A 21951-nucleotide genomic window follows, 5' to 3' on the forward strand; every position below is an offset into this window, starting at 1 on the left:
GCGGCATGGACTTTGGGGCGTTACCGCCGGAGATCAACTCCGGCAGAATGTATAGCGGCCCGGGGTCGGGGCCGATGCTGGCTGCCGCGGCCGCCTGGGATGCGCTGGCCGCCAACCTGCACTCTGCCGCGGACGCACATGGCGCGGTAGTCGCGGGGCTGACCGGCGGGCCCTGGCTGGGCCCGGCCTCGGCGTCGATGGCCGCTGCGGCCGCACCCTACGCGGCGTGGTTGACCGCCACGGCCACCCAGGCGGAACAAGTCGCCACCCAGGCCAAGGCTGCCGTGGTCGCCTACGAGGCAGCGTTTGCGATGACCGTGCCCCCGCCGGTGATCGAGGCCAACCGCAGCCTGCTGATGTCGCTGATCGCGACCAACTTCCTGGGTCAAAACACCCCGGCGATCGCGGCCACGGAAGCCCAGTACCTACAGATGTGGGCCCAGGATGCCGCCGCGATGTACGGGTATGCCGCCGCTTCGGCGCACGCTGCGACGCTGACGCCGTTCGCCCCGCCGCCGATCACCACGAACCCGGCCGGGTTAGGCGCCCAGGCCGCTGCGGTCGGCCACCCGGTCGGCACGTCGTCCGCGGCCCACGCGTCGTCGCTCATGTCGGCCGTGTCCGGGGCGTTGCAGAGTCTCGCAGCGCCCACAGCGGCCGACCCGCCGTCAGCGCCGTCGCCACTGTCGTTGCTGTCGTTGCTGTCGATCCCCAGTGCCACCGCGTCCACGACCAGCACTGCCGCGTCGTCGACGAGCGCGCCGGCCTCTTTCCTGTCGACCGCGGTGGCGTCACGCAACATCGCGCTGCAGGAGCAGCGCGAAAGATCCGAGGCCGCCGAAGGCATCATCCGGGGCGGCGTGCCAGGCGGGCCGTTCCCGCCGCCCCCACCGCTTCCGGAGGGCCCGGCGGGGGCCGGCTTCAAGACCACACCGCCGGTATCGGCCAGCATTGGCCAGGCGTCTTCGCTCGGAGCGCTGTCCGTGCCGCGGGGCTGGGCCACTGCGGCCCCCGCGATACGCGCCGCCGCCTTGGCGCTGCCATTCACCAGCACCGCCGCCGCTTCGGCGGTGATGGCCCCGGAAGGCATAGTCAGCGGCACGGCCCTGGCCGGTATGGCCGGGAGCGCCATCGGCAACACCGTCAGCCCTGCCCGCCAGCAGCGTGCGCCTACGATGGCGCCTGCAACGCGTGTGGAGCCACAAACGCCGGGCAATCCCGCGACGGCGATCTCTGCCGAACTACGGGACCTCGCCCTTGCCGTCTTGCGCGAATCTGGAGATCTCACCGACGAAGAATTCACCGAGAAACAACGTCTTTCCGGTGTCACAACGCCGCGCCGTCAGCTATGACGACGCGCCACGAATTCGATGAGCAACAAAACCTAATTAAGGAGAATGATGTTCCGAACACTAACTCTCACAAGTGGACTCGCCGTCGCCGGTGTTTGTCTGGCAGCGCCCGCCAGCCCCGACCACGCTGGATATCTCGCACGACTGGACAGAAACCACGTGAGCTACGTGTCGCAACCCGACGCCGTGCATTGGGGCGCCTCGGCGTGCGACGAGCTGCGCAACGGGGCCGATGTCCCAGCGGTGGTCTCGACACTGAAGAACAACGGCGGCTTCACCACTCGTGATGCCGGGGCGATCATCGGGGCAGCGACCAGCGAACTATGCCCTGACCAACATCAGACGGCGATGCAATGGGCCTACGGCCAAACTGCCAGCTAGTGGCTCGGCACACCCGACGACCCGCCAACTGTCGATTGGCACGGCGAAACCGGCGCCGGGTAGCATCAAGCCAGGCGATGAAGCTCGCCTCGACCGCCACCCCAGGCTGATGGCTTCTACCACGGATACGTGCGGAGGTCAGTGCCAATGGCGGGCTTTACCAGCATCCTTTCCCCTTATCCCGATGCGGTCGTCGCTAGCGACGTGGCTCCGAGTTGCTTTTTCGATCTGCACCTCGACGACATCATCGCCGCGGTAACCGGCGGCCACTCCGACGATCGTCTGGAGAACTTCTTTTACGCCCCGTTGCGCGACGTTTCCGCAGTCGACTACCGCCATCGGGTATTCCGCGATCTCGACCGCGACCAGACGCGACGGGCTATCCAAAACTTCGTCGACGGCATGCGCACGATGCGGCGCCGTCTCGACCGGGCCCAGCACCTGTGGCATCCACTGCAACGGCAAGGCTGGTTTGTCGACGCAGTCGAAGCCTACCGCGCCGCGGTGGAATCGCTGCGGGACGATCTGACCCGGGCCGAGCCGGCTTCTCCCGGACTGCGCGCCTTCGCCGACCATGTGAACCAGTACGTCGACAGCGACGCCTTCAAAGCACTGGTGGCTGACACCCAATCGGTACGAGCCGAGTTACGCAACGTTCGTTACACCGTGCACATCCAGGGCTTGCGGGTGCATGTCGACAAATTCGAGGGCCAAAGCGACTACAGCAATGCAGTACTCGCAACCTTCGACCGGTTCGCCACCGAGGCAACCAAGGACTATCGTGTGCCGCTCAAGGACTTTCCCGACATGAACCACGTCGAGGAGCAGATCCTCGAATGCGTCGCCGAACTCTATCCGGATGTCTTCGCACTGCTCGACGAATACTGCCGGCGCAATCAGCACTTCGTCGAACGCACCATCGCTCGCTTCGACCGTGAAATCCGCTTTTATCTGGCCTATTTGGCCTTCGTGCACCGCTTCACCGCGGCCGGGCTTGCTTTCACTTTTCCGGAAGTCACCACAGATACCACCGCGGTCGATGTGGACGACGCCTTCGACCTGGCACTGGCGATCAAGTCGGTTGAGGAAGACAAACCCGTCGTATGTAACGGCTTTCGCCTGTCGGGACCCGAACGCATTTTCGTAGTGACGGGTCCCAACCAGGGCGGCAAGACAACGTTCGCCAGAACAATCGGGCAGTGCGCCTATCTGGCCGCACTGGGCTGTCCGATACCCGCAAGACGGGCCAAGCTCATGCTGCCCGACCACATCTACACCCACTTCGAGCGACAGGAGTCTTTGTCGAGCTTGCATGGAAAGCTCGACGACGAGCTGGTGCGAATTCACGACATCCTTTGCCGCGCCACGAAGTCGAGCATCGTCATCATGAACGAAAGCTTCTCGTCCACCACCGCCGACGACGCACTGCTGATCGGCACCGAAGTTCTCCAACGCATCATCAAGCTGGGCTGCGTGGCCGTCTATGTCACCTTCTTCGACGAACTGTCCACCCTCGGTCCGGCATGCGCCAGCATGGTCGGTGAAGTCGCGCACGACGACCCGACCCGTCGGACTTTCAAGTTCACCCGGCGGCCGGCGGACGGCCTGGCCTACGCCGCGGCGTTAGCCGATAAATACGCACTGAACCCTGAGGTACTGCGACAAAGGATCGGGCGATGAGAGTTCGTCTGCTGCATCCCGAATGTGATCCCGAACTCAAACCGACGCTGCCGTGGCAGTTGCAGGACATCATCGACGACGACCTCGAGCTGCGGCGGGTCTACGAAGCCATGGCGGGTGGTGACGAGTTTCTGCTCGAAACCGCAAAGCGGGTGGTGCCGCTGGGCGTCGCCGACCCGGACGTCATCGTCTACCGCCAACGGGTGTTGGCCGACTGTCTCGCCAACCGTCCTGTGGTGCAGCAGATATATGACATCGCGGTGGACGGCGCCGAAGTGCGGCGCAAGGTTTTTCTCGGCGGGTTGATGTCTCGCAATCCCGAGTCAATCCTGCGCCGCTCGGTCCGTGTCCTCGAACTGCTCACCGAGAACCTCAAACAGCTACGCAGCGTCTGCGATGAGCACGGTAGCCAGTTCCGCTCCGCAGGCTTTCGGCAGTTGGTGGCGATGATCGCCGAACAGCTTTCCGATGACTACCTGCGCCGCCTCGACGAGCACCTCAGCGAGTTAGCGCTGCCTCGCGGCGTTTTGCTCAGCGCTCAGCTGGGGCTCGGCAACAAAGGCGAACGCTACATGCTTCACCAACCGCCCCGGCGGAGCTGGTGGGAACGGTTGACCGGAAACCGCAGCGACACATGCGGGTTCACGGTGGACGAGCGCGACGACGCGGGCGCGCAGGCCCTCACCGAATTGGCCGGGCGTGCCATCAACGACGTCGCCAACGTCGTCACTCAATCCGCTGACCACGTCCAGGGATTCTTCGAGCGATTGCGTACCGAGGTCGGCTTCTACCTCGGGTGCCTGAACCTGCGCGATGAGCTCACCAAGTTCGGTGTCCCGACGTGTTTTCCGATGCCAACACCGGCCGATGTGCAAGAGCTTCAGTGTCGCGATCTGCGGGATGTGGGGCTGTGTCTGACCACCGTCAAGAAGGTCGTCGGCAACGACATCGACGCCGGCGGCAAGTCGCTGATCGTGATCACCGGCGCAAACGAAGGTGGCAAGTCCACGTTTTTGCGCAGTGTGGGCGCGGCCCAGGTGATGATGCAGGCCGGTATGTTCGTCACCGCTCAATCGTTTCGCGCCAATGTCCGCGACGGCGTGTTCACGCATTTCAAACGCGAAGAAGACGTCACCCTGACGCGCGGCAAGCTTGACGAGGAACTCGCCCGGATGAGTGAGATCGCCGAGTACATCAGGCCGACATCGTTGTTGTTGTGTAACGAATCCTTTGCCTCGACCAATGAACGCGAGGGTTCGCAAATCGCCCGCGGAATCGTTTACGCCATGGTGGACGGCGGCGTCAAAGTCGTGTTCGTCACCCATCTCTACGACCTCGCCCACAGCCTGTACATACGCCATAACCCGGCGGACTTGTTCTTGCGCGCCCAGCGCCGACCCGATGGTGTACGCACCTTCCGGCTACTGCCCGGAGAGCCCAAACCGACGAGCCACGGCGAGGACTCGTTCCACCGGATCTTCGGCGTGCCCGCCTGCGCCAGTCAGAAGGGTGTTGAAACTGGTTGAAACCGCGCCCGCCATCCCCGCGCAGGACGGCCCCGGTGGCGGGAGCCCGCAACAGCAGCATCGCTTGCAGCCAGTGGGACCGAGTTGACGCCCGCCCGGCACATGACAATAGTGAAGGACTTAGACCATCGAGCGGGCAGCCGATATAAATAAGTCCTGCTGACCCGGCCGTTGCCGGGCAATAACCGCCGCTGACATTTCAGGCCCGGGAATTACCGAAGTGAGGGGATGACGTGGCAAACGAGCCTGACGTTGGCTCCGGTGCGTCATCATCAGGCGCCGCGGCACCGGATCCTGCGACCGTGTTCGCTGCCCTCGCCGAGATCATCTACCAGGGCTCGGACCCCAGTGACGTGTACGCGGCGATCTGCGTCGCCGCCACCCTGATCGTCCCCGGATGCGACCACGCCAGCCTGCTGCTCCGCCGTAACGGCGGCTACGTCACCGTCGGCGCCAGTGACCGGATCGCGCAGCAGATCGACGACCTCGAGCTCAGCGTCGGCGACGGGCCGTGTCTGGACGCCATCGAGGAGGAAACCCCGCAGATCGAACCGGACCTGACCACGCCGTCGCAGTGGCCCGAGCTTGCGGCGCGGCTCGTCGCGGAAACACCGGTGCGCGGCGCGATGGGGTTTCGGATCCTGGTCGATCGCCGCAAAACCGGTGCGCTCAACCTGTTTAGCGACACCGCTAACCGTTTCAACACCGAGTCGGCCGGACGGGCCATCGTGCTGGCCGCGTTCGCCAGTGTGGCCATCAACGCCATCGCTCAGGGAGAAGACGCGGCCACCTTGCGACGCGGGCTGCTCAGCAACCGCGAGATCGGCAAGGCCATCGGCATGCTGATGTTGCTGCACAAGTTCTCCGAGCGGGAGGCATTCGATTTGCTGCGCCGCTACTCCCAGGACCTGAACATCAAACTGGCCGACGTAGCCCGGGCGGTCATCGAAAACCGCGGCCAGTTGCCCTCCCACAAGTTGAACCCGGGCGCCTAACCGTAGCCGGCAGTCACAGCGCGGCGGCCAGGGCCGCGAGCGTCTCCGCCGAGCTGTAGGTCGGCTGCCAGCCGAGCTCTTTTTTGGCTTTCGTGGTGTCCATCACCACCGACGCGCGCGCCACGTGCAGCCATTCCAGCGCCGACGGGATGAACGGTAACCGTGAAAGTGCCGCGGACGCCGCCGAGGCAGCCGCCGCAGGCACCCGCACCGCACGGCCGCCTAGCGCCTTGGCCACATCTGACACGGTGACCAACCCGTCGCCGGCGATGTTGTACGCGCCGGGCGGTGCCGGAGCCGTCGCCGCCAATGCGATCGCCGCGGCGACGTCGTCGTGGTGGACCAGCTGCAGCGGAAACCCCGGATCGGGCAACACCGGCTTCAACACCGGCAGCAGACCCGTGACCGCGCGCAGGGGGGCGGGCAGCTGGTTCCACGGCATCGCGTCGGCGAGCGCGCGGGCTTTCGGGCCGGCGACGATGCATGGCCGCAGGACGAACACCTCCAGCGACGAGCCGGCCGTGATTTCCGAGAGCGCGGCCTCACAGGCGGCCTTCTGCTCGGAGTAGTAATGCTCCGGTGATCCACGTGCCGGCACGTCCTCGGTCAGCGGGACCGGGTTGTCGGCGTGGTAACCGTACGCCGCCACCGAGGAGGTGTAGACCAGGCGCCTCGGCCGCTGAGCGGTGACAGTCGCCTCGAACACATTGCGGGTGCCCTGCAGACTGATTCGGGCGCTCTCTTCCCGCGAGCCCATGATGATGAACGCCAGGTGGAGGACCACATCAGCGTCGGCGACCAGCGCGTCGACCGCCTCACGCTCCACGATGTCGCCCTGTCGGTAGGTGGTCTTTTCCCACCCCAGCGTCGCGGGGTCGAAGGGGCGACGCGCCATCCCGATGATCTTCTCCACCGCGGGTTCGTGTTCCAGCGCCGTCACCGCTGCGATTCCGATTTCTCCGGTCGGACCGGTGACAGAGACGGTCAATCCCATCCGGCCATTGTTCCCGGGGAGCTCAGAGCGCAAACACGCGATTCCCCAACGAGTATGACCCGCATGTGCTGCAGTGACAAAGTAGGTAGACACCCGGCGTGGGAGAAGGATGATGAAGCTGATATCACCGACCGATTCGATGTTTCTGCTCGGCGAATCGCGCGAGCATCCCATGCACGTCGGCAGTTTGCAGCTTTTCCAACCGCCCGCCGACGCAGGAACGGAGTTCGTGCGGGAGGCCTACGAGGCGATGCTGGGGTGTACTGACGTGCAGCCCACCTTCCGCAAGCATCCGGCTTTCTTCGGTCCGGTCACCAACCTGGCATGGTCTTTCGACGACGACGTCGACCTCGAATACCACTTCCGGCGATCCGCGCTGGCCAGTCCGGGCCGGGTACGGGAGTTGTTGGAATTAGTCTCGCGCCTGCATGGCAGTCTGCTCGACCGGCATCGTCCGCTGTGGGAAGCCCACCTCGTGGAAGGACTGAACGACGGGCGCTATGCGGTCTACGTCAAATTCCATCACTCGCTGCTCGACGGCGTGTCGGCCGCGCGGTTGATGCAGCGGGCCTTCACCACGGATCCCCACGACGACGAGGTCAGGGTGCCGTGGGCGCTAAAGCCGCGGCGTCGCCAAAGCGGCGGCCCGGGACGCTCTCCCCTGCAGCTGCTGACCGGAGCAATGGGATCGCTTACCACGCTTGGCCCTTCGACGGCGGCGCTGGCACGGGCAGCATTGCTCGAGCAACAACTGACGTTGCCGTTCCAAGCCCCCAAGACGATGTTCAACGTCCGCATCGGCGGTGCCCGGCGCGTCGCGGCTCAATCGTGGTCATTGGACCGGATCAATCGCATCAAGACCGCCACGGGCGTCACCGTCAACGACATCGTGCTGGCGATGTCGGCCGGTGCGCTGCGGGCCTACCTGATCGAACAGGACGCTCTGCCCGAGGCCCCGCTGGTCGCGATGGTCCCGGTGAACCTGCGGAAGGAGGACCAGGGTGACGGCGGCGGCAACATGGTGGGCACTGTGCTGTGCAATTTGAACACCCACATCGAAGATGCGGCGAAACGCCTTGAGGCGATCAATGTTTCGATGTGTGACAGCAAGACCGTGTTCAAGCAGCTACCACAGGTGCAGCAATTGGCGTTGTCTGCCTTCATGACCGGGGGCCTGGTCTTCGCGTTGATTCCCGGTTTCGTCCGCGCCGCCCCGCCACCGTTTAACATCGTGATCTCGAACGTGCCGGGAGCGCGGGAGCCGTTGTACTGGCGTGGCGCGCGGATGGTCGGCAATTACCCGCTGTCAATCGCCCTGGACGGTCAGGCGATGAACATCACCGTCACCACCAACGCCGAGAACCTGGACGTCGGGCTGGTGGGCTGCCGGCGCAGCGTGCCGCATCTCCAGCGCATGCTCGGGCATCTGGAGACTTCGCTAAGCCGAAGTTCCCCCCTTCTGAGAGGGGGCTGATTTCCTTTCTGCTTTGTGAGCAGGTGTTTCAGTGTTCATGTGCCGGCAAGGCGTAATCATGTATTCGCAAGACTTGTTCGGCGTGTCATTTTCTAAATTCGCTACTCTCGTACTGCTGTTGTGCTAGAAAGTAATCATGTACGTGACGCGGGTGCCCAACCGTGGATCACCGCCGGCGGTGCTGTTGCGCGAAAGTTACCGCGAGAACGGCAAGGTGAAAACCCGCACGCTGGCCAACCTGTCGCGCTGGCCCGAGCACAAGGTGGACAAACTGCAGCGCGCGCTCAAGGGCCTGCCGGGGACGGGCGATCTGGCCGGGGCGTTTGACATCACCCGCAGCCTGCCGCACGGGCATGTGGCCGCGGTGTTGGGCACCGCCGCCAAGCTGGGCATGGCCGAGCTGATCGACCCCGCCCCGTCGCGTAACCGGGACTTGGTGTGCGCCATGCTGGCCGCGTCGGTGATCGAGCCGGGCTCCAAGCTGGCGATGGCGCGCGGGCTGCGCATCGAGACCGCCACCAGCACCCTGGGTGCGGTGCTGGGCGTGGCGGGTGCCGATGAGGATGACCTGTATGACGCGATGGACTGGGTGGTCGAGCGCCAGGATGCCATCGAAAACTCGTTGGCCGCACGGCATCTGGCCAACGGAACCCTGGTGCTCTATGACGTGTCCTCGGCGGCGTTCGAGGGCCACACCTGCCCGTTAGGGAAAATCGGGCATGCCCGCGACGGGGTCAAAGGCCGGTTGCAGATCGTCTACGGGCTGCTGTGCTCACCAGCCGGGGTGCCGATCGCCATTGAGGTGTTCGACGGCAACACCGCCGACCCGAAAACCCTGGGCGCCCAGATCACCAAGCTCAAGACCCGGTTCGGGCTGACCACCATCGCCCTGGTGGGGGATCGGGGCATGCTCACCAGCGCGCGCATCCGCGACGAGCTGCACCCGGCGCAGTTGGATTGGATCAGCGCGCTGCGCGCCCCGCAGATCAAGGCATTGGTCGACGACGGGGCGCTGCAGCTGTCGCTGTTCGACGAGCAGAACCTGTTCGAGATCACCCACCCCGACTACCCCGGCGAGCGGCTGGTGTGCTGCCACAACCCCGCCCTGGCTGATGAGCGTGCCCGCAAACGCGGCGAGCTGCTGGCGGCCACCGAACACGAACTACAGACCATCGCCGAGGCCACCCGCCGCGCCAAACGACCACTACGCGGGCGGGACAAGATCGCGCTGCGGGTGGGCAAGGTGCGCAACAAGTTCAAGATGGCCAAGCATTTTGACCTGCAAATCACCGACGAAGCGTTCAGTTTCTCCCGCAACCAGGACGCCATCGCCGCCGAGGCCGCCCTCGACGGCATCTACGTGCTCCGCACCAGCCTGCCCGACCAGACACTGCAGCGCGACGAGGTCGTGCTGCGCTACAAGGACCTCGCCGACGTCGAACGGTTCTTCCGCACCCTCAACACCGAACTGGACGTGCGACCCATCCGGCACCGCCTCGCCGATCGGGTGCGCGCGCACATGCTCCTACGGATGCTGTCCTACTACATCAGCTGGCACATGAAACAAGCCCTCGCACCAATCCTTTTCCAGGACAACGACAAACCCGCCGCCGCCGCCAAACGTGCCGACCCCGTCGCTCCCGCCCAACGCTCCGATCAAGCGCTGGCCAAGGCAGCGCGCAAACGCACCGAAAACGACTACCCGGTGCACAGCTTCACCAGCCTGCTCGCCGACCTGGCCACCATCTGCGCCAACCACATCCAGCCCACCGACGACCTGCCGGCATTCACCAAGATCACCAACCCCACCCCACTACAGCGGCGAGCCTTCGAACTACTCGGCGTCTCACACCGCCACGGACTCGCGTAGTCAGCACACCAACACAAAACCCCAGCTCAACCCACTAAACCGCTCCACACCAGGGGGAACTTCGGGCTAAAAGATCTGGAGCGCGCCGTCGGCGCCTGAAACGAGTGTGCTTACTCGGGGAGTCGCAGCTCGGGTTTCTCGACTTCCTCGATATTGACGTCTTTGAAGGTCACCACCCGCACCTGCTTGACGAACCGAGCTGGCCGGTACATGTCCCACACCCAGGCATCGGTGAGACGCAGCTCGAAGTAGATTTCCCCGTCGGCGTTGCGCGGCACCATCTCCACACTATTTGCTAGGTAGAACCGCCGCTCGGTCTCCACGACGTAGCTGAACTGGCCCACGATGTCCTTGTATTCGCGGTACAGCGAGAGCTCCATCTCGGTTTCATACTTTTCGAGATCTTCGGCACTCATTTGCCCAGCCGTCCTTCTCCCTCGCCAAATTCCCCGGCTCCCATTTTCCCCCACCCGTTGCCACCGGCCTGATCCGGTGGTGCCGGTTGGAATTCCGTGACCAGCCGGGGACCCGAGGCCGTCGCCACCCGCCGGACGTTGATGAACGAATGGCGATGCTCCGGACACGGGCCGAGCTCATTCAGCGCAGCGCTGTGCCCGGGCGTGCAGTAGCCCTTGTGCTCGGCGAAGCCGTACCCTGGATGCTTGGCGTCCAACGCCACCATCAGCCGGTCGCGGCTGACCTTCGCCAGCACGCTGGCCGCCGCGATGCAGGCCGCCGTGGCGTCGCCGTCGACCACGGGCAGCGACGGTACCGGCAGCCCGGGCACCCGGAAGCCGTCGCTGAGCACATACCCGGGGCGCACCGAGAGCCCTGCCACCGCTCGCCGCATGCCCTCGATGTTGGCCACGTGCACCCCACGCCGGTCGACTTCGCTCGGCGGGATGTAGACGATGTGGTAGGCCAGGGCGTGGCGGCGGATCGCCGGAAACAGCTTCTCTCGGGCCTTCTCGGTGAGCTTCTTCGAATCATCCAGGGCGGCAAGGCTTTCCAACCGTCCTGGCCCGAGCACACACGCCGCGACAACCAGCGGTCCCGCGCATGCGCCGCGGCCCACCTCGTCGACCCCGGCCACCGGGCCCAGTCCGCTGCGATACAGAGCCGACTCCAGGGTGCGCAACCCGGAGGATTTGCGGATCACCGTCCGCGGCGGCCACGTCGTCGCCATGGCTATCGACCTTGCTGCGGGTTCACCGACCTTACTACACCCCAGCGCGACGGCGGCCAGACGATGAACCTGGCCTTGCCGATGACGTTGCCCACCGGCACGGTGGCCGACATCGGGTCGCCGGTACAGAGCAGACCCTTGAGCGCATCCGCCGGGATACTGGTGCAGTGGGCCCGCGAGTCCGCCGAGTGGGTGCGGTTATCCCCCATCACCCACAGCCTGCCCTGCGGGACCCTGACCGGGCCGAACTCGCCGCCCAGGCACGGGTACATCGACGGGTCGGCCATCATCGTCTTCGGGTCCAGATACGGCTCCTTGAGCCGGGCGCCGTCGACCGTCAGTCCCGTGCTGGCTCGGCACTGCACGGTCTGACCCGCTACCGCGATCACGCGCTTGACCAGGTCGTTCTCGTCGGGTGGGACGAAGCCGACAAACGACAGCGCGTTTTGCAGCCAGCGCACCACGGCGTTGTGGGAGCGGATCGACCTGTACCCGATATTCCACGACGGCGGTCCCCGGAAGACGATGACGTCGCCGGGTTGCGGTGCGCCGAATCGGTAGCTGATCTTGTCGACCATGATGCGATCGCCCACGCAGCCCGAACATCCGTGCAGGGTGGGCTCCATAGATTCCGACGGGATCAGGTAGGGCCGCGCCACGAACGTCAGCATGACGTAGTAGAGCACCATCGCGATCGCCACCAGGAGCACCGTTTCCCGCATCGCCGCCCGCTTCTTGCCTTTCGGTTCCTCGGCGGTGGCGGTGTCAGACGTGGCGGGATCACGGGTAGCGACTGGGGGCTCTGCCGGATCGGAATCGGATTGGCGCTGCGGCGGCGGATCCGCGGTTTCGGTCACGACATCAGCGTAGAGGCGATCGCAAGCGCGGCGGAGCCGGGCGCAGCGGGTCGCCGACCATCAAGCCCAGAGGCGATCGCAAGCGCGGCGGAGCCGGGCGCAGCGGGTCGCCGACCATCAAGCCCAGAGGCGATCGCAAGCGCGGCGGAGCCGGGCGCAGCGGGTCGCCGACCGCAGAGGATCAGCGCTTCTCCTTGATCTTGGCCTTCTTGCCGCGCCGCTCCCTCAGGTAATACAGCTTGGCCCGCCGAACGTCGCCTCGGGTCACGACCTCGATGTGGTCGATGTTGGGCGAATGCACCGGGAACGTCCGTTCGACACCCACGCCGTAGCTCTCCTTGCGCACCGTGAACGTCTCGCGGATGCCGCCGCCCTGGCGGCGCAGCACCACGCCCTTGAACACCTGGATGCGCTGCTTGTTGCCCTCGATCACCTTGACGTGCACGTTGACCGTGTCGCCGGGGTTGAAGGCCGGGATGTCGTCGCGCAGCGACGCCTTGTCGACAAAGTCCAGCGTGTTCATTTCGCCAGGCACTTCCTTGCACTCGCGGCCACGGGACGCTGCCCCACACGCCAACGTGAGGCGGTCACCGAGCCGATGGATTCGGACATCTTGGCGTATCTCGCAACAGGCGGCAGCAGCCCGTCTCACCGACAACTGCCGGGGACAACTGCTGGAGACAACTGCCCAATTGTGCCAGATGGCATCGCCGCAGCGAAATCACAGCGAATCGCCGGGCATCGCTAACCTGCACGGACGTCCACAGATGGTAGATATGACGCAGGCCTAACTACACGAACCGGAACGCCTCTGCCGCAGGCGCAAGGCGGATGGCAGTGCGCCAGGGTCGATTTCGCGACCTACCGTCCGAGGAGGGCTATGCGACCGCGGCCGCCGATGTTACTCGTCGCGCTGGCGCTGATTGCGTTGGTGGCAGGCTGTGAGGCCAAGGTGTACGGCGCGGCGGCCGGTAAGCCGGCGCCACCCCGCGCCACCCCGGTTGCGCCGCTGGTCCACGCGATCGTTCCGCCACAGCAGCCGCAGGCTCAGGTCGGTACGCTGGCCGGGCTGCAAGACCGCATCCGGCAGGCAACCGACCAGGCCGCCAGCGACGGCGCCACGATTTCGGTTGCGCTGCTCGACCGCGCAACCAACCAGCTGATCGTCAACGGCGACCCTCACCTGGTCGCCACCGCCTCGGTTGCCAAACTGTTCATTGCCGACGAGCTGCTCTTGCAGGAATCCCAGGGCAAGGCCACGCTCTCGGCCGATGAGCGCAGCACCCTGGACGCCATGCTCCGGTCATCCGACGACGACGCGGCAGAGAAGTTCTGGAATCAGGCCGGCGGTGAGACGATCATCACCGACGTCGCCGCACGCTACGGGCTCACCTCCACACAGCCACCCAGCGACGGACGCTGGTGGGACACCACCAGTTCGACGCCCGACCTGATTCACTACTACCAGATGCTGCTCGACGGCTCCGGTGGCCTCCCGCCGGAGCGGGCCAAGCTCATCATCGACGACCTGGCCAGCTCGACCCCCACCGGCGTCGACGGCTACCCGCAGCGGTTCGGCATCCCCGACGGGCTGTATGCCGAACCGGTCGCAGTCAAGCAGGGCTGGATGTGCTGTATCGGGCAGGACTGGATGCACCTGTCGACCGGAGTGGTCGGCCCGGACAGCCGCTACATCATGGTCGTCGAGTCGCTGCAGCCCTCCGATGACGCCACCGCTCGGGCAACCATTACCAGGGCCGTCAAGACCATGTTCCCCACCGGCCGCATCTGATCGCGCCGACTGTGCAGGTTATGGACGTGGATTCGCCGATTTCTCGCCAATAAGCTGCACAGTCGACGCCGCGCGCCTTCCACTACTCGAGCAAATCCGGACGGCGTTCCCGGGTGCGCTGCCGCGACGCCTGCTCTCGCCAGGCGGCGATTCGGGCGTGGTCGCCGGACAACAGCACCTCGGGCACGTCCAGACCACGCCAGCTCGGCGGGCGGGTGTAGCAGGGTCCTTCCAGCAGACCCACCCGGCCCGGCGAGTGCGAATCGTCGTCAAGCGATTGCGGATTGCCTAAAACATTGGGCAGCAGCCGCAGCACCGCCTCGATCATCACCAGCGCCGCCGACTCCCCGCCCGGTAACACGTAGTCGCCGATCGAGACCTCTTCGACACGCATCCGGCGGGCAGCGTCGTCCATGACCCGCTGATCGATGCCCTCGTAGCGGCCGCAGGCGAACACCAGGTGCGTCTCGGCGCTCCAGCGCCGCGCGGTGGCCTGGTTGAACAACACACCAGCGGGTGTGGGGACCACGAGAAGTGTTTCGCTTGAACAGATTTCATCAAGCGCTTCGCCCCAGACCGGTGCTTTCATCACCATCCCGGGGCCGCCACCGTAGGGGGCGTCGTCAACCGAGCGGTGTACGTCATGGGTCCAGCGCCGCAGGTCGTGCACATTCAGCTCGACCAGCCCCGACTCGATCGCCTTACCCGGCAATGACTGGCGCAGCGGATCCAAATAGCTGGGAAAGATTGTCACGACGTCGATGCGCACTAGGTCCTCAGTTCCAAAAGGCCGTCCGGCGGATCGATCTCGACGATGCCAGACTCCAACGACACCGAGGTCACGATCGCGCTGACGAACGGCACCAACAGCTCTCCGGCGTCGTCGCGCTTGACCGCCAGCAATTCGCCAGCGGCAGTGTGCAACACCTCGGCGACCGTGCCGATGTCTTGGCCCGTCGTCGTGCGCACCCGAAGCCCTTCCAGCTGGTGGTCGTAGTACTCATCCGGGTCGTCGATTGGTGGCAGGTCTTGGGAATCGATCACCAGCAAGCTGCCGCGCAGCGCGTCGGCCGCATCGCGATCGCAAACACCGGCCAGGCGCACCAGCAGCCGCCCACCGTGCGGTCGGGCCGCGGCGACAACGTAGCTGCGCTCCTGGTCGGTTGCCTTGGCGCGCAATACCGACCCCGGCGCGAACCGGGCATCGGGGTCGTCGGTGCGGACCTCGACGACAACCTCGCCGGTCACACCGTGCGCTTTCACCACACGCCCGACTGCTAACTCCATGGCAGTCCCATGAGCCTTGGTTCGCTACTGGTCGGTGTCCACCACGTCGACGCGAATGCCGCGGCCACCGATGCCGGCGACCAGTGTCCGCAACGCGGTCGCGGTGCGGCCCCCGCGGCCGATCACCTTGCCCAGATCGTCGGGGTGAACATGCACTTCCACAGTGCGTCCGCGCCGATTGGTCACCATGGTGACCCGGACATCGTCGGGGTTGTCGACGATGCCGCGCACCAGATGCTCAACCGCGTCGACGACGACGGTATTCATCGGACCAATCAATTTTCGGACGCCGCTTCAGTTTGCTCGCCACCTTCGGCCGACTGTTCGGGCTTGTCGGCTTCGGCCGTCTTGTCAGCGTCGGCGGCCTTCTTGGCGGCCTTCTTGGCGGGGGCCTTCTTCTTCGGGGTCGCGGCCTCGGTGGTCGGAGCGCCCTCGGCTTCGGCGAGCGCAGCGTTGAACAGCTCGAGCTTGCTCGGCTTGGGCGCCCGGGTCTTCAATTTGCCCTCGGCGCCGGGCAGTCCTTTGAACTTCTGCCAGTCGCCGGTAATCTTCAGCAGCTTCAGGACAGGCTCGGTGGGCTGAGCGCCGACCGACAGCCAGTACTGGGCCCGCTCGGAGTCGATCTCGATGAGACTCGGCTCCTCCTTGGGGTGATACCGGCCGATGATCTCGATCGCGCGGCCGTCGCGGCGGGTACGCGCGTCGGCGACGGCGATGCGGTACTGGGGATTGCGGACTTTGCCAAGCCGGGTGAGCTTGATCTTCACAGCCATTCAGCGACTTCTCCTGTGCGTGTCACGCTGCAATTCAGCGACCCGGGCAGGACGCCGGGGTCCGGTTTTGCCTCGCGTGTGGGGTCCGCCGGCAACGCCGGACGCGGCAAGTCACGCGGTGGACAGCCGCCCATTGTGCCAGAACGCACCCGCCCGGTGGAATTCCGGCCGGTTGACCCCGCCGAGCAGACGCAGAATCCCCCTTTCCGGGCTGGAAAAGGGGGATTCTGCGTCTGCTCGCCGTCGAAACGTCAGGCGCGGCGGTCGAAGCACTTGGCCTCAACCCGGCGACTCATCCGCCAGCCCTCGGCTGTGCGGACGAACTCGTCCTCGTACCACAGGCCCAACAGCATCGTGGTGGGTTTTTCGCCGCCGAACACCATCGGGTTGAAACAGAAGGTGCGCGCGGTCGCGGTGTCGCCGTCGATGCGGATCGACGGCAAGCCCAGCATGTGCGCGTAGTTGGCGAAGCTCGGCAACACCTCGGTCAGCCACGCCTTCACCTCCGGGTAGCGGCCGTCCACGCCACCCATCGCGCGATAGTCGATGTATGCCTCCGGGATGAACACCCTGTCGAGGTCGTCAAATCGACGGGAGTCGATGGCGGTGGAGTAGTCCACCAACAGCTGCTGAATCTCTAATCGGTCGGATATTTCGGCCAGGCTCAACATAGAAGTCGATTGAACACGATCCCGTGGCAGGGGCTACCCTCGGCGACCATGCGGAAGCTTGTGTCGTGTTTCGCTGTCGTGATCGCCGCCGGGTTCTTGGGGCATCCGCCCGCGGCGACGGCCGACGCCACTGTCCAGCCGGTGGGCTCGGTGCCGATCCCCGACGGCCCGGCACAGACCTGGATCGTCGCTGACCTCGACAGCGGGCGGGTGCTGGCCGCCCACGACGCGAACGTGCGCCACCCGCCCGCCAGCACCATCAAAGTCCTGTTAGCGCTGGTGGCGTTCGACGAGCTGAACCTGGACTCCACGGTCGTGGCCGACACCGTTGACACCCAGGTCGAGTGCAGCTGCGTCGGGGTCAAACCCGGCCGCAGCTACACCGCACGCCAGCTGCTCGACGGTCTGCTGCTGGTATCGGGTAATGATGCGGCCAACACGCTGGCCCGCATGCTGGGCGGCCAGCAATCCACCGTGGCGAAGATGAACGCCAAGGCTGCGGCGCTGGGCGCGGCCAGTACGCAGGCGACGACCCCCTCGGGTTTGGACGGGCCGGGCGGCCCGGGCTGGTCGACCGCGCACGACCTGGCCGTCATCTTCCGGGCGGCCATGGCCAACCCGGTTTTCGCCCAGATCACCGCGGCTCCGTCGGCACAGTTTCCCGGCGACGATGGCGACCGGCCGATCGTCAACCAGGACGAGCTGTTGCAGCGCTACCCGGGTGCGATCGGCGGGAAGACCGGGTTTACCAACGCCGCTCGCAAGACGTTCGTCGGGGCCGCGGCCCGCGATGGCCGGCGGCTGGTCATCGCGATGATGTACGGCCTGGTGCACGAGGGCGGACCGACCTACTGGGATCAGGCCGCCGCTTTGTTCGACTGGGGATTCGCGCAGGGCCCGCAGTCGGCCGTGGGCGCTCTGTAGTCGGCTTGCACAGCCTCGCCGGACACAGGCCACCCGCTTTTAGTCAGCTGTCGCCCGGTACCCGGGCTATTCCGTTGAGCAGCAACGCCAGAAGCGGTATGCGCCGCGGCTCGATGTCGGGTTGAGGCAGCACCGCTTGCACAATGGCCGCCCCGTCAAATGTGTTGGCGACCATGGCCACCACGGCGGGAAACACGTCCTCCGGAAAGCTATCGGCACCAGGAAGCGCCCGGGCGACGTCGTAGATCTTCGAGCGGTACTGCTCAAGGACGCTTCGCAAAGTGGCCCTGAGCTTTTCGTCAGTGCGCGCAGCGACCATGAGTTCATACAACACAGCGTTCGCCGAATTGCGGGTGATGTCGCGAAGAATGGTCAGCACCGCCTCTAAAGGCGGCCTGTCAGCGGGTATTTCGGCGACCTGCTTGGTGAACAAGTCCAGTTGACGCCGCGACACCTCATTCGCCGTGGCCGCCATGAAGTCCCCCATGGTGGCGAAGTGCCGAAATAGCGCGCCGTCGGAAACCTTGGCGCGCTTGCTGATCGCAGCGGCGGATGCCCGCGCGTACCCGACTTCGGCGATGGTCGCGATGCTGGCGTCGAGCAGTCGGGCGACGGTTTCGTCGCGGCGCTGCCGCTGGGTTCTGGCCATCTCAGACGCGCGCAGCCCGGGGTTGGTGAGCCCTGGCGCGCAGGAACCGGCCCGATTTCACCGTGGATGCGTAGCCGTCGCGGAACCGCCCGTGGCGACACACGATCGCCCCGCCCACCCCGGTCGCCACCACTGCTGCGTCGTTGCGGTTGACCATGCGCCGCAAGCCACCGTAGAAGGGAACCGCCTCCTCGTAGTAGCCGTCCACCGATTCGTCGAGGCCGGCCGGATCGATCACCACAAAATCTGCGCGGTCACCGCGCCGCAGCGTGCCGGCGTCGAGCCCGAACCAGTCGGCCACTTCGGCGGTCAGGCGATACACCGCCTGCTCGACGGTAAGAAACGGCGCCCCGGCTCGTTCGGCGTCCAGGGTGCGCTTGAGCAGTCGCAGCGGATAGTTGTAGAACGCCATGTTGCGCAGATGCGCGCCGGCGTCGGAGAAACCCATGTGAATGGTGGGCTCGGCCGCGAGCTTGTTGAGTTGCCTGGGCCGGTGGTTGGCGACGGTCGTCGTCCACCGCACGTTGCGCTCACCGTTGTCGACGAGCACGTCGAGAAACGCATCCAGCGGGTGCAGTCCACGCTCGTCGGCGATCGCCCCGAAGCTCTTGCCGATCAGCGACGTATCGGGACACTCCACGATTACCGCGTCATGAAAGTCGCGGTGCCACAACGTCGGACCGAGCTTCTTGCGGTCGAACTCACGCCGGAATTTCCGACGGTAATCCAGGTCCGCGAGCAGTGTGTTGCGCTCCAGCTGGTCGCGGAGATGCAGCGCCGCGGTTCCCGCGCCGAACTCCTCGAAGACCGGCAAATCGATTCCGTCGGCATACAGCTCGAACGGCACGGGCAGGTGCTGCAGGCGCACCTGCGAGCCCAGGACCGCATTGAGAAATCGTGTGCCCAGGCCAAACACACTGGCCGCGCCGGGCATCGACTTGGCGTCCGCGGAGACCAGCAGGCTCATCCGCACCGGCTTGCGGCGCCCGAACATGCGACCGCTGGCCAAGAAGAACAGCAATCCCGAAGCCGGCTTGGCAATATCGGGGGCACTCTGCAGAATGCGGCCGCGACGGCGCAGCACCTCGATCAGCTTGCGCCGCTCGTGCCAGGTGGCAAACGTGGACGGAAGCGCGCGCGACCGATAGCGGTCGCCGTCGAGCTTGTCGATGGCCGCATCCATTCCCGACATGCCGAGCAGCCCCGCGTCGAGCGCCTCGTCGAGCAATGCCGTCATCCGCGCCAATTCGGCGTCAGTCGGTCGTACGCCGCCGTCGGTGGCCCGGCCCAGGCCCAGCACGGCTGTGCGCAGGTCCGAATGACCGACCAGCGAGCCGATGTTCGGCCCGAGCGGCAAGTCATCAAGCGCTGCAACGTATTCGGCGGCTGTCGACCAGGTCCTCTTGGCCTGCAGCGCGCCGAACACAAATTCGCGCGGCACGGCCTCGACCCTGCTGAACAGGTCGGCGGCGTCCGCCGGCTGGGCGTACACGGTCGACAGCGAACAGTTGCCCAGCAGTACCGTGGTGACGCCGTGCCGCACCGACTCCCGCAATCCGGGGTCCAGCAGCACCTCGGCGTCGTAGTGGGTGTGCACGTCGATGAACCCCGGGACCACCCACTTGCCGGCCGCGTCGATCACCTCCGGGCAGCCCGCCTCGTCCAGCGGCTCGGCGGACACGGCCGCGACCACGCCATCGCGAATCCCCAGCGTGCGGGGCTGCGGGGGGCGGCCGGTGCCGTCGAACCACAGCCCGTCGCGAACAATGACGTCGTAGCCCACGGCACCTCCAGGTCCAGAGTTTTCCGTGAGCCTAGCGTGGTTAGCAAGTACTTACAATCTTTTTGCCCTTATGCGCTTGCCCGTCACCGCGTCGTCGTCGGGGCCGCCGCAGTGCCGGTGCCAGGAACGGGCACGACGATGCCAGGGGGCACCTCGCCGACTCGCGCGGCCACAGCCGGAATAACGATCCGTCCGCCCTTTTGGCCGCACTCATCGGTTTCGACGGTCACCGTCATCACCCCGCGCAGCGGGCCATGCGTCTGCGGTTGCAACGAAATCGTTTGCGTGGTGGTCTCTTTCGCCGCTGTTCCGTTCGGCCCCACGCAGGGGAACTGGACGATTTCCGGTCGCGACTGCCAGGCGCCGTCACGAAAATCCAGGGTAAGGGTGTGCCCGCCGCTTGCCGCGCTCACCGTGTGGTGGTCGTTGTCGTCGAGTAAGACACCGCCGGCAACACATCCGGCCGGTGTGCACGACGAACGAAATGCCCACCAGGTGGTCACGTTCGGCGGCTGCGGGTCGGGGATGTCGTTGTAGGTCTGCTGGGCGCGGTTGACGTCGACCTGGTAGGTGCCGTCGAGCATGGCAGCCGGTGCTGCCGGCGAGCTGCTGATCGTCGTGGGAGCCCGGCTTAACGTCGTCGCGGGAATGCCCGCCCGGGCGGGCGTCGTGTGGTTACTGCGATAGATGGTGCCCACTGCCAGCAAGCCGATGAGCAATGTGAGCGCCGCCCCGGCGGCCGACCCGAGCATGATCCACGGCCATCGGCGGCTCGCCCGCATCGGCACGGTGGCCACCGACAGCACACCGCTGCGCCGCCCAGACAACGGTCGCCGCACCGCTGCCAGCAGCGACCGGGCAGTGCTGCCAGGGCGATTCGGCTGCGATTGGCCTGCCCCGGCCACGCTTTCGACCGCTGCTTCATCGGGGTAGTCCAGGGCGAAGACTGCCTCCGGGCTGCGATCACCGACCAGAACGCCCGCCTGTTCGCTTAGCGCGTTGGCGAATTGAACACAGCTAGCGAACCGGTCGGCCGGGTTTTCGGCCAGCGCTATCGACAGCACACGGTCGAGATGACCAAGTTGCGGGTGCCGATCGCCGCGTCGGGGCTGCGCTCCGGTGAGCAGATGAACGGCGGTGGCCGCGAGCGCGTACTGGTCGGCGCGCGCGTCGATGGGCGGGCCGGTTAACTGCTCCGGCGCGGCGTAGGCGTACGCACCCGCGTCCGTGTTCCTGCGTCCCAGCCGTCGGACGGTACTGAGTTGTCGCGCTATTCCGAAGTCCGTCAACAGGATTCGTGGTTCACCATTGCCCGGGTTGGTCAAAAAAATGTTGGCTGGTGCGACGTTGCGGTGCAGCATTCCGCGCTGATGCGCATAATCCAGTGCCCCGGCGGTGGCTGCGATGATCGACAGCGCCTCACCGGCCGGCATCCCGGCTGGAAACTGCTCGCGGATGAGCTGCGCGGCGTTGATGCCGTCGAGGTATTCCATGGCGATCCACAGCCGGCCGTCGAACTCGCCGCGGCCATACACCTGCCCGATGTGCGGGTGATACAGCGTGGTGGCAATCGGGGCTTCCCGATGGAATCTCTCGCAAAACTCACGGTCCGCTGTCATCGCCCGGGGGAGGATTTTCAGTGCGTCCTGGCGCGACAGCCCGGGATGCTGGGCGAGATAGACCTCACCCGCTTCACCGCTGCCCAGCATCCGGATGATGGTGTAACCGGCGAAGGTCGACCCAGGGGCCAACGGCAT

General features: G+C 65.8%; 22 protein-coding genes and 1 riboswitch. Of the genes, 9 read left to right on the forward strand and 13 right to left on the reverse strand.

The window, feature by feature from the left end:
• Positions 1 to 5: 5 nt before the first annotated feature.
• The 5 genes from MHEC_RS16685 to MHEC_RS16705 all read left to right on the forward strand — a co-directional run bounded on the left by MHEC_RS16685 (position 6) and on the right by MHEC_RS16705 (position 5934).
• Positions 6 to 1352 (forward strand): PPE family protein, encoded by a 1347-nt coding sequence (locus MHEC_RS16685; RefSeq protein WP_048893705.1) that lies wholly within the window; start codon positions 6 to 8, stop codon positions 1350 to 1352.
• Positions 1353 to 1400: 48 nt separating this feature from the next.
• On the forward strand, positions 1401 to 1733 hold the full coding sequence (locus tag MHEC_RS16690; RefSeq protein ID WP_160315084.1) for a DUF732 domain-containing protein: 333 nt from the start codon (positions 1401 to 1403) through the stop codon (positions 1731 to 1733).
• A gap of 64 nt (positions 1734 to 1797) precedes the next feature.
• Positions 1798 to 1859: riboswitch (Fluoride riboswitch) on the forward strand.
• Positions 1860 to 1880: 21 nt separating this feature from the next.
• On the forward strand, positions 1881 to 3413 hold the full coding sequence (locus tag MHEC_RS16695; RefSeq protein ID WP_048893703.1) for a MutS-related protein: 1533 nt from the start codon (positions 1881 to 1883) through the stop codon (positions 3411 to 3413).
• Positions 3410 to 4939 carry a MutS-related protein gene (locus MHEC_RS16700; protein WP_048893702.1) on the forward strand — a complete coding sequence of 510 codons (1530 nt, stop codon included), beginning with the start codon at positions 3410 to 3412 and terminating at the stop codon, positions 4937 to 4939. Before MHEC_RS16695 ends, MHEC_RS16700 begins: the two co-directional genes overlap by 4 nt.
• A gap of 233 nt (positions 4940 to 5172) precedes the next feature.
• Entirely contained in the window at positions 5173 to 5934 is a 762-nt protein-coding gene (locus MHEC_RS16705; protein ID WP_048893701.1) for a GAF and ANTAR domain-containing protein, read from the forward strand.
• Positions 5935 to 5947: 13 nt separating this feature from the next.
• On the opposite strand, the gene MHEC_RS16710 is transcribed toward MHEC_RS16705, so the two are convergent.
• Complete coding sequence (locus MHEC_RS16710) at positions 5948 to 6928, reverse strand: NAD-dependent epimerase/dehydratase family protein (RefSeq protein WP_048893700.1); 981 nt, start codon at positions 6926 to 6928, stop codon at positions 5948 to 5950.
• A 112-nt stretch (positions 6929 to 7040) separates the two neighbouring features.
• Here MHEC_RS16710 and MHEC_RS16715 point away from each other — a divergent pair, with 112 nt between their 5' ends.
• Positions 7041 to 8402: a WS/DGAT/MGAT family O-acyltransferase gene (locus tag MHEC_RS16715; RefSeq protein WP_048893707.1), complete on the forward strand. Its 1362-nt coding sequence runs from the start codon at positions 7041 to 7043 to the stop codon at positions 8400 to 8402.
• A 136-nt stretch (positions 8403 to 8538) separates the two neighbouring features.
• A complete protein-coding gene (locus MHEC_RS16720) occupies positions 8539 to 10272 on the forward strand; it encodes an IS1634 family transposase (RefSeq protein ID WP_071700660.1) in 1734 nt (577 codons plus the stop codon).
• A 110-nt stretch (positions 10273 to 10382) separates the two neighbouring features.
• Here the strand turns inward: MHEC_RS16720 and MHEC_RS16725 are convergent, their stop codons facing one another.
• The 4 genes from MHEC_RS16725 to rplS form a co-directional block, all read right to left on the reverse strand.
• A complete protein-coding gene (locus MHEC_RS16725) occupies positions 10383 to 10688 on the reverse strand; it encodes a DUF2469 domain-containing protein (protein WP_003922054.1) in 306 nt (101 codons plus the stop codon).
• A complete protein-coding gene (locus MHEC_RS16730) occupies positions 10685 to 11458 on the reverse strand; it encodes a ribonuclease HII (protein ID WP_048890756.1) in 774 nt (257 codons plus the stop codon). The genes MHEC_RS16725 and MHEC_RS16730 overlap by 4 nt, the downstream gene beginning before the upstream one ends.
• Before the next feature lie 2 nt (positions 11459 to 11460).
• Positions 11461 to 12315 carry a signal peptidase I gene (gene lepB, locus MHEC_RS16735; protein WP_048890757.1) on the reverse strand — a complete coding sequence of 285 codons (855 nt, stop codon included), beginning with the start codon at positions 12313 to 12315 and terminating at the stop codon, positions 11461 to 11463.
• Positions 12316 to 12496: 181 nt separating this feature from the next.
• The gene (rplS, locus tag MHEC_RS16745; protein WP_003922057.1) at positions 12497 to 12838 is read right to left on the reverse strand and encodes a 50S ribosomal protein L19; all 342 of its coding nucleotides are present in this window, start codon (positions 12836 to 12838) and stop codon (positions 12497 to 12499) included.
• Between the two features lie 357 nt (positions 12839 to 13195).
• On the opposite strand from rplS, the gene MHEC_RS16750 reads away from it, so the two are divergent.
• Positions 13196 to 14107, forward strand: coding sequence for a serine hydrolase (locus tag MHEC_RS16750; protein ID WP_048890758.1), 912 nt, complete (start codon positions 13196 to 13198; stop codon positions 14105 to 14107).
• A gap of 82 nt (positions 14108 to 14189) precedes the next feature.
• Here MHEC_RS16750 and trmD read toward each other — a convergent pair whose 3' ends face one another.
• From trmD to MHEC_RS16775, 5 genes are all read right to left on the reverse strand, one after another.
• Positions 14190 to 14876, reverse strand: a complete 687-nt coding sequence (gene trmD / locus MHEC_RS16755) for a tRNA (guanosine(37)-N1)-methyltransferase TrmD (RefSeq protein ID WP_048890759.1) — start codon at positions 14874 to 14876, stop codon at positions 14190 to 14192.
• Entirely contained in the window at positions 14876 to 15394 is a 519-nt protein-coding gene (rimM, locus tag MHEC_RS16760; protein WP_048890760.1) for a ribosome maturation factor RimM, read from the reverse strand. The genes trmD and rimM overlap by 1 nt, the downstream gene beginning before the upstream one ends.
• Positions 15395 to 15418: 24 nt before the next feature.
• Positions 15419 to 15661, reverse strand: a complete 243-nt coding sequence (locus MHEC_RS16765) for an RNA-binding protein (RefSeq protein WP_048890761.1) — start codon at positions 15659 to 15661, stop codon at positions 15419 to 15421.
• 8 nt (positions 15662 to 15669) lie between these two features.
• Complete coding sequence (gene rpsP / locus MHEC_RS16770) at positions 15670 to 16167, reverse strand: 30S ribosomal protein S16 (RefSeq protein ID WP_048890762.1); 498 nt, start codon at positions 16165 to 16167, stop codon at positions 15670 to 15672.
• Between the two features lie 251 nt (positions 16168 to 16418).
• A complete protein-coding gene (locus tag MHEC_RS16775) occupies positions 16419 to 16838 on the reverse strand; it encodes a nuclear transport factor 2 family protein (RefSeq protein ID WP_048890763.1) in 420 nt (139 codons plus the stop codon).
• 48 nt (positions 16839 to 16886) lie between these two features.
• On the opposite strand from MHEC_RS16775, the gene MHEC_RS16780 reads away from it, so the two are divergent.
• On the forward strand, positions 16887 to 17762 hold the full coding sequence (locus tag MHEC_RS16780) for a D-alanyl-D-alanine carboxypeptidase family protein (protein ID WP_048890764.1): 876 nt from the start codon (positions 16887 to 16889) through the stop codon (positions 17760 to 17762).
• Between the two features lie 43 nt (positions 17763 to 17805).
• Here the strand turns inward: MHEC_RS16780 and MHEC_RS16785 are convergent, their stop codons facing one another.
• The 3 genes from MHEC_RS16785 to MHEC_RS16795 form a co-directional block, all read right to left on the reverse strand.
• Positions 17806 to 18411, reverse strand: a complete 606-nt coding sequence (locus tag MHEC_RS16785; protein WP_048890765.1) for a TetR/AcrR family transcriptional regulator — start codon at positions 18409 to 18411, stop codon at positions 17806 to 17808.
• Position 18412: 1 nt separating this feature from the next.
• On the reverse strand, positions 18413 to 20194 hold the full coding sequence (locus tag MHEC_RS16790) for an N-acyl-D-amino-acid deacylase family protein (RefSeq protein WP_048890766.1): 1782 nt from the start codon (positions 20192 to 20194) through the stop codon (positions 18413 to 18415).
• 83 nt (positions 20195 to 20277) lie between these two features.
• Positions 20278 to 21951 (reverse strand): serine/threonine-protein kinase, encoded by a 1674-nt coding sequence (locus tag MHEC_RS16795; protein WP_048890767.1) that lies wholly within the window; start codon positions 21949 to 21951, stop codon positions 20278 to 20280.

It is taken from the genome of Mycobacterium heckeshornense, from assembly GCF_016592155.1.
Classification (GTDB): Bacteria; Actinomycetota; Actinomycetes; order Mycobacteriales; family Mycobacteriaceae; genus Mycobacterium; species Mycobacterium heckeshornense.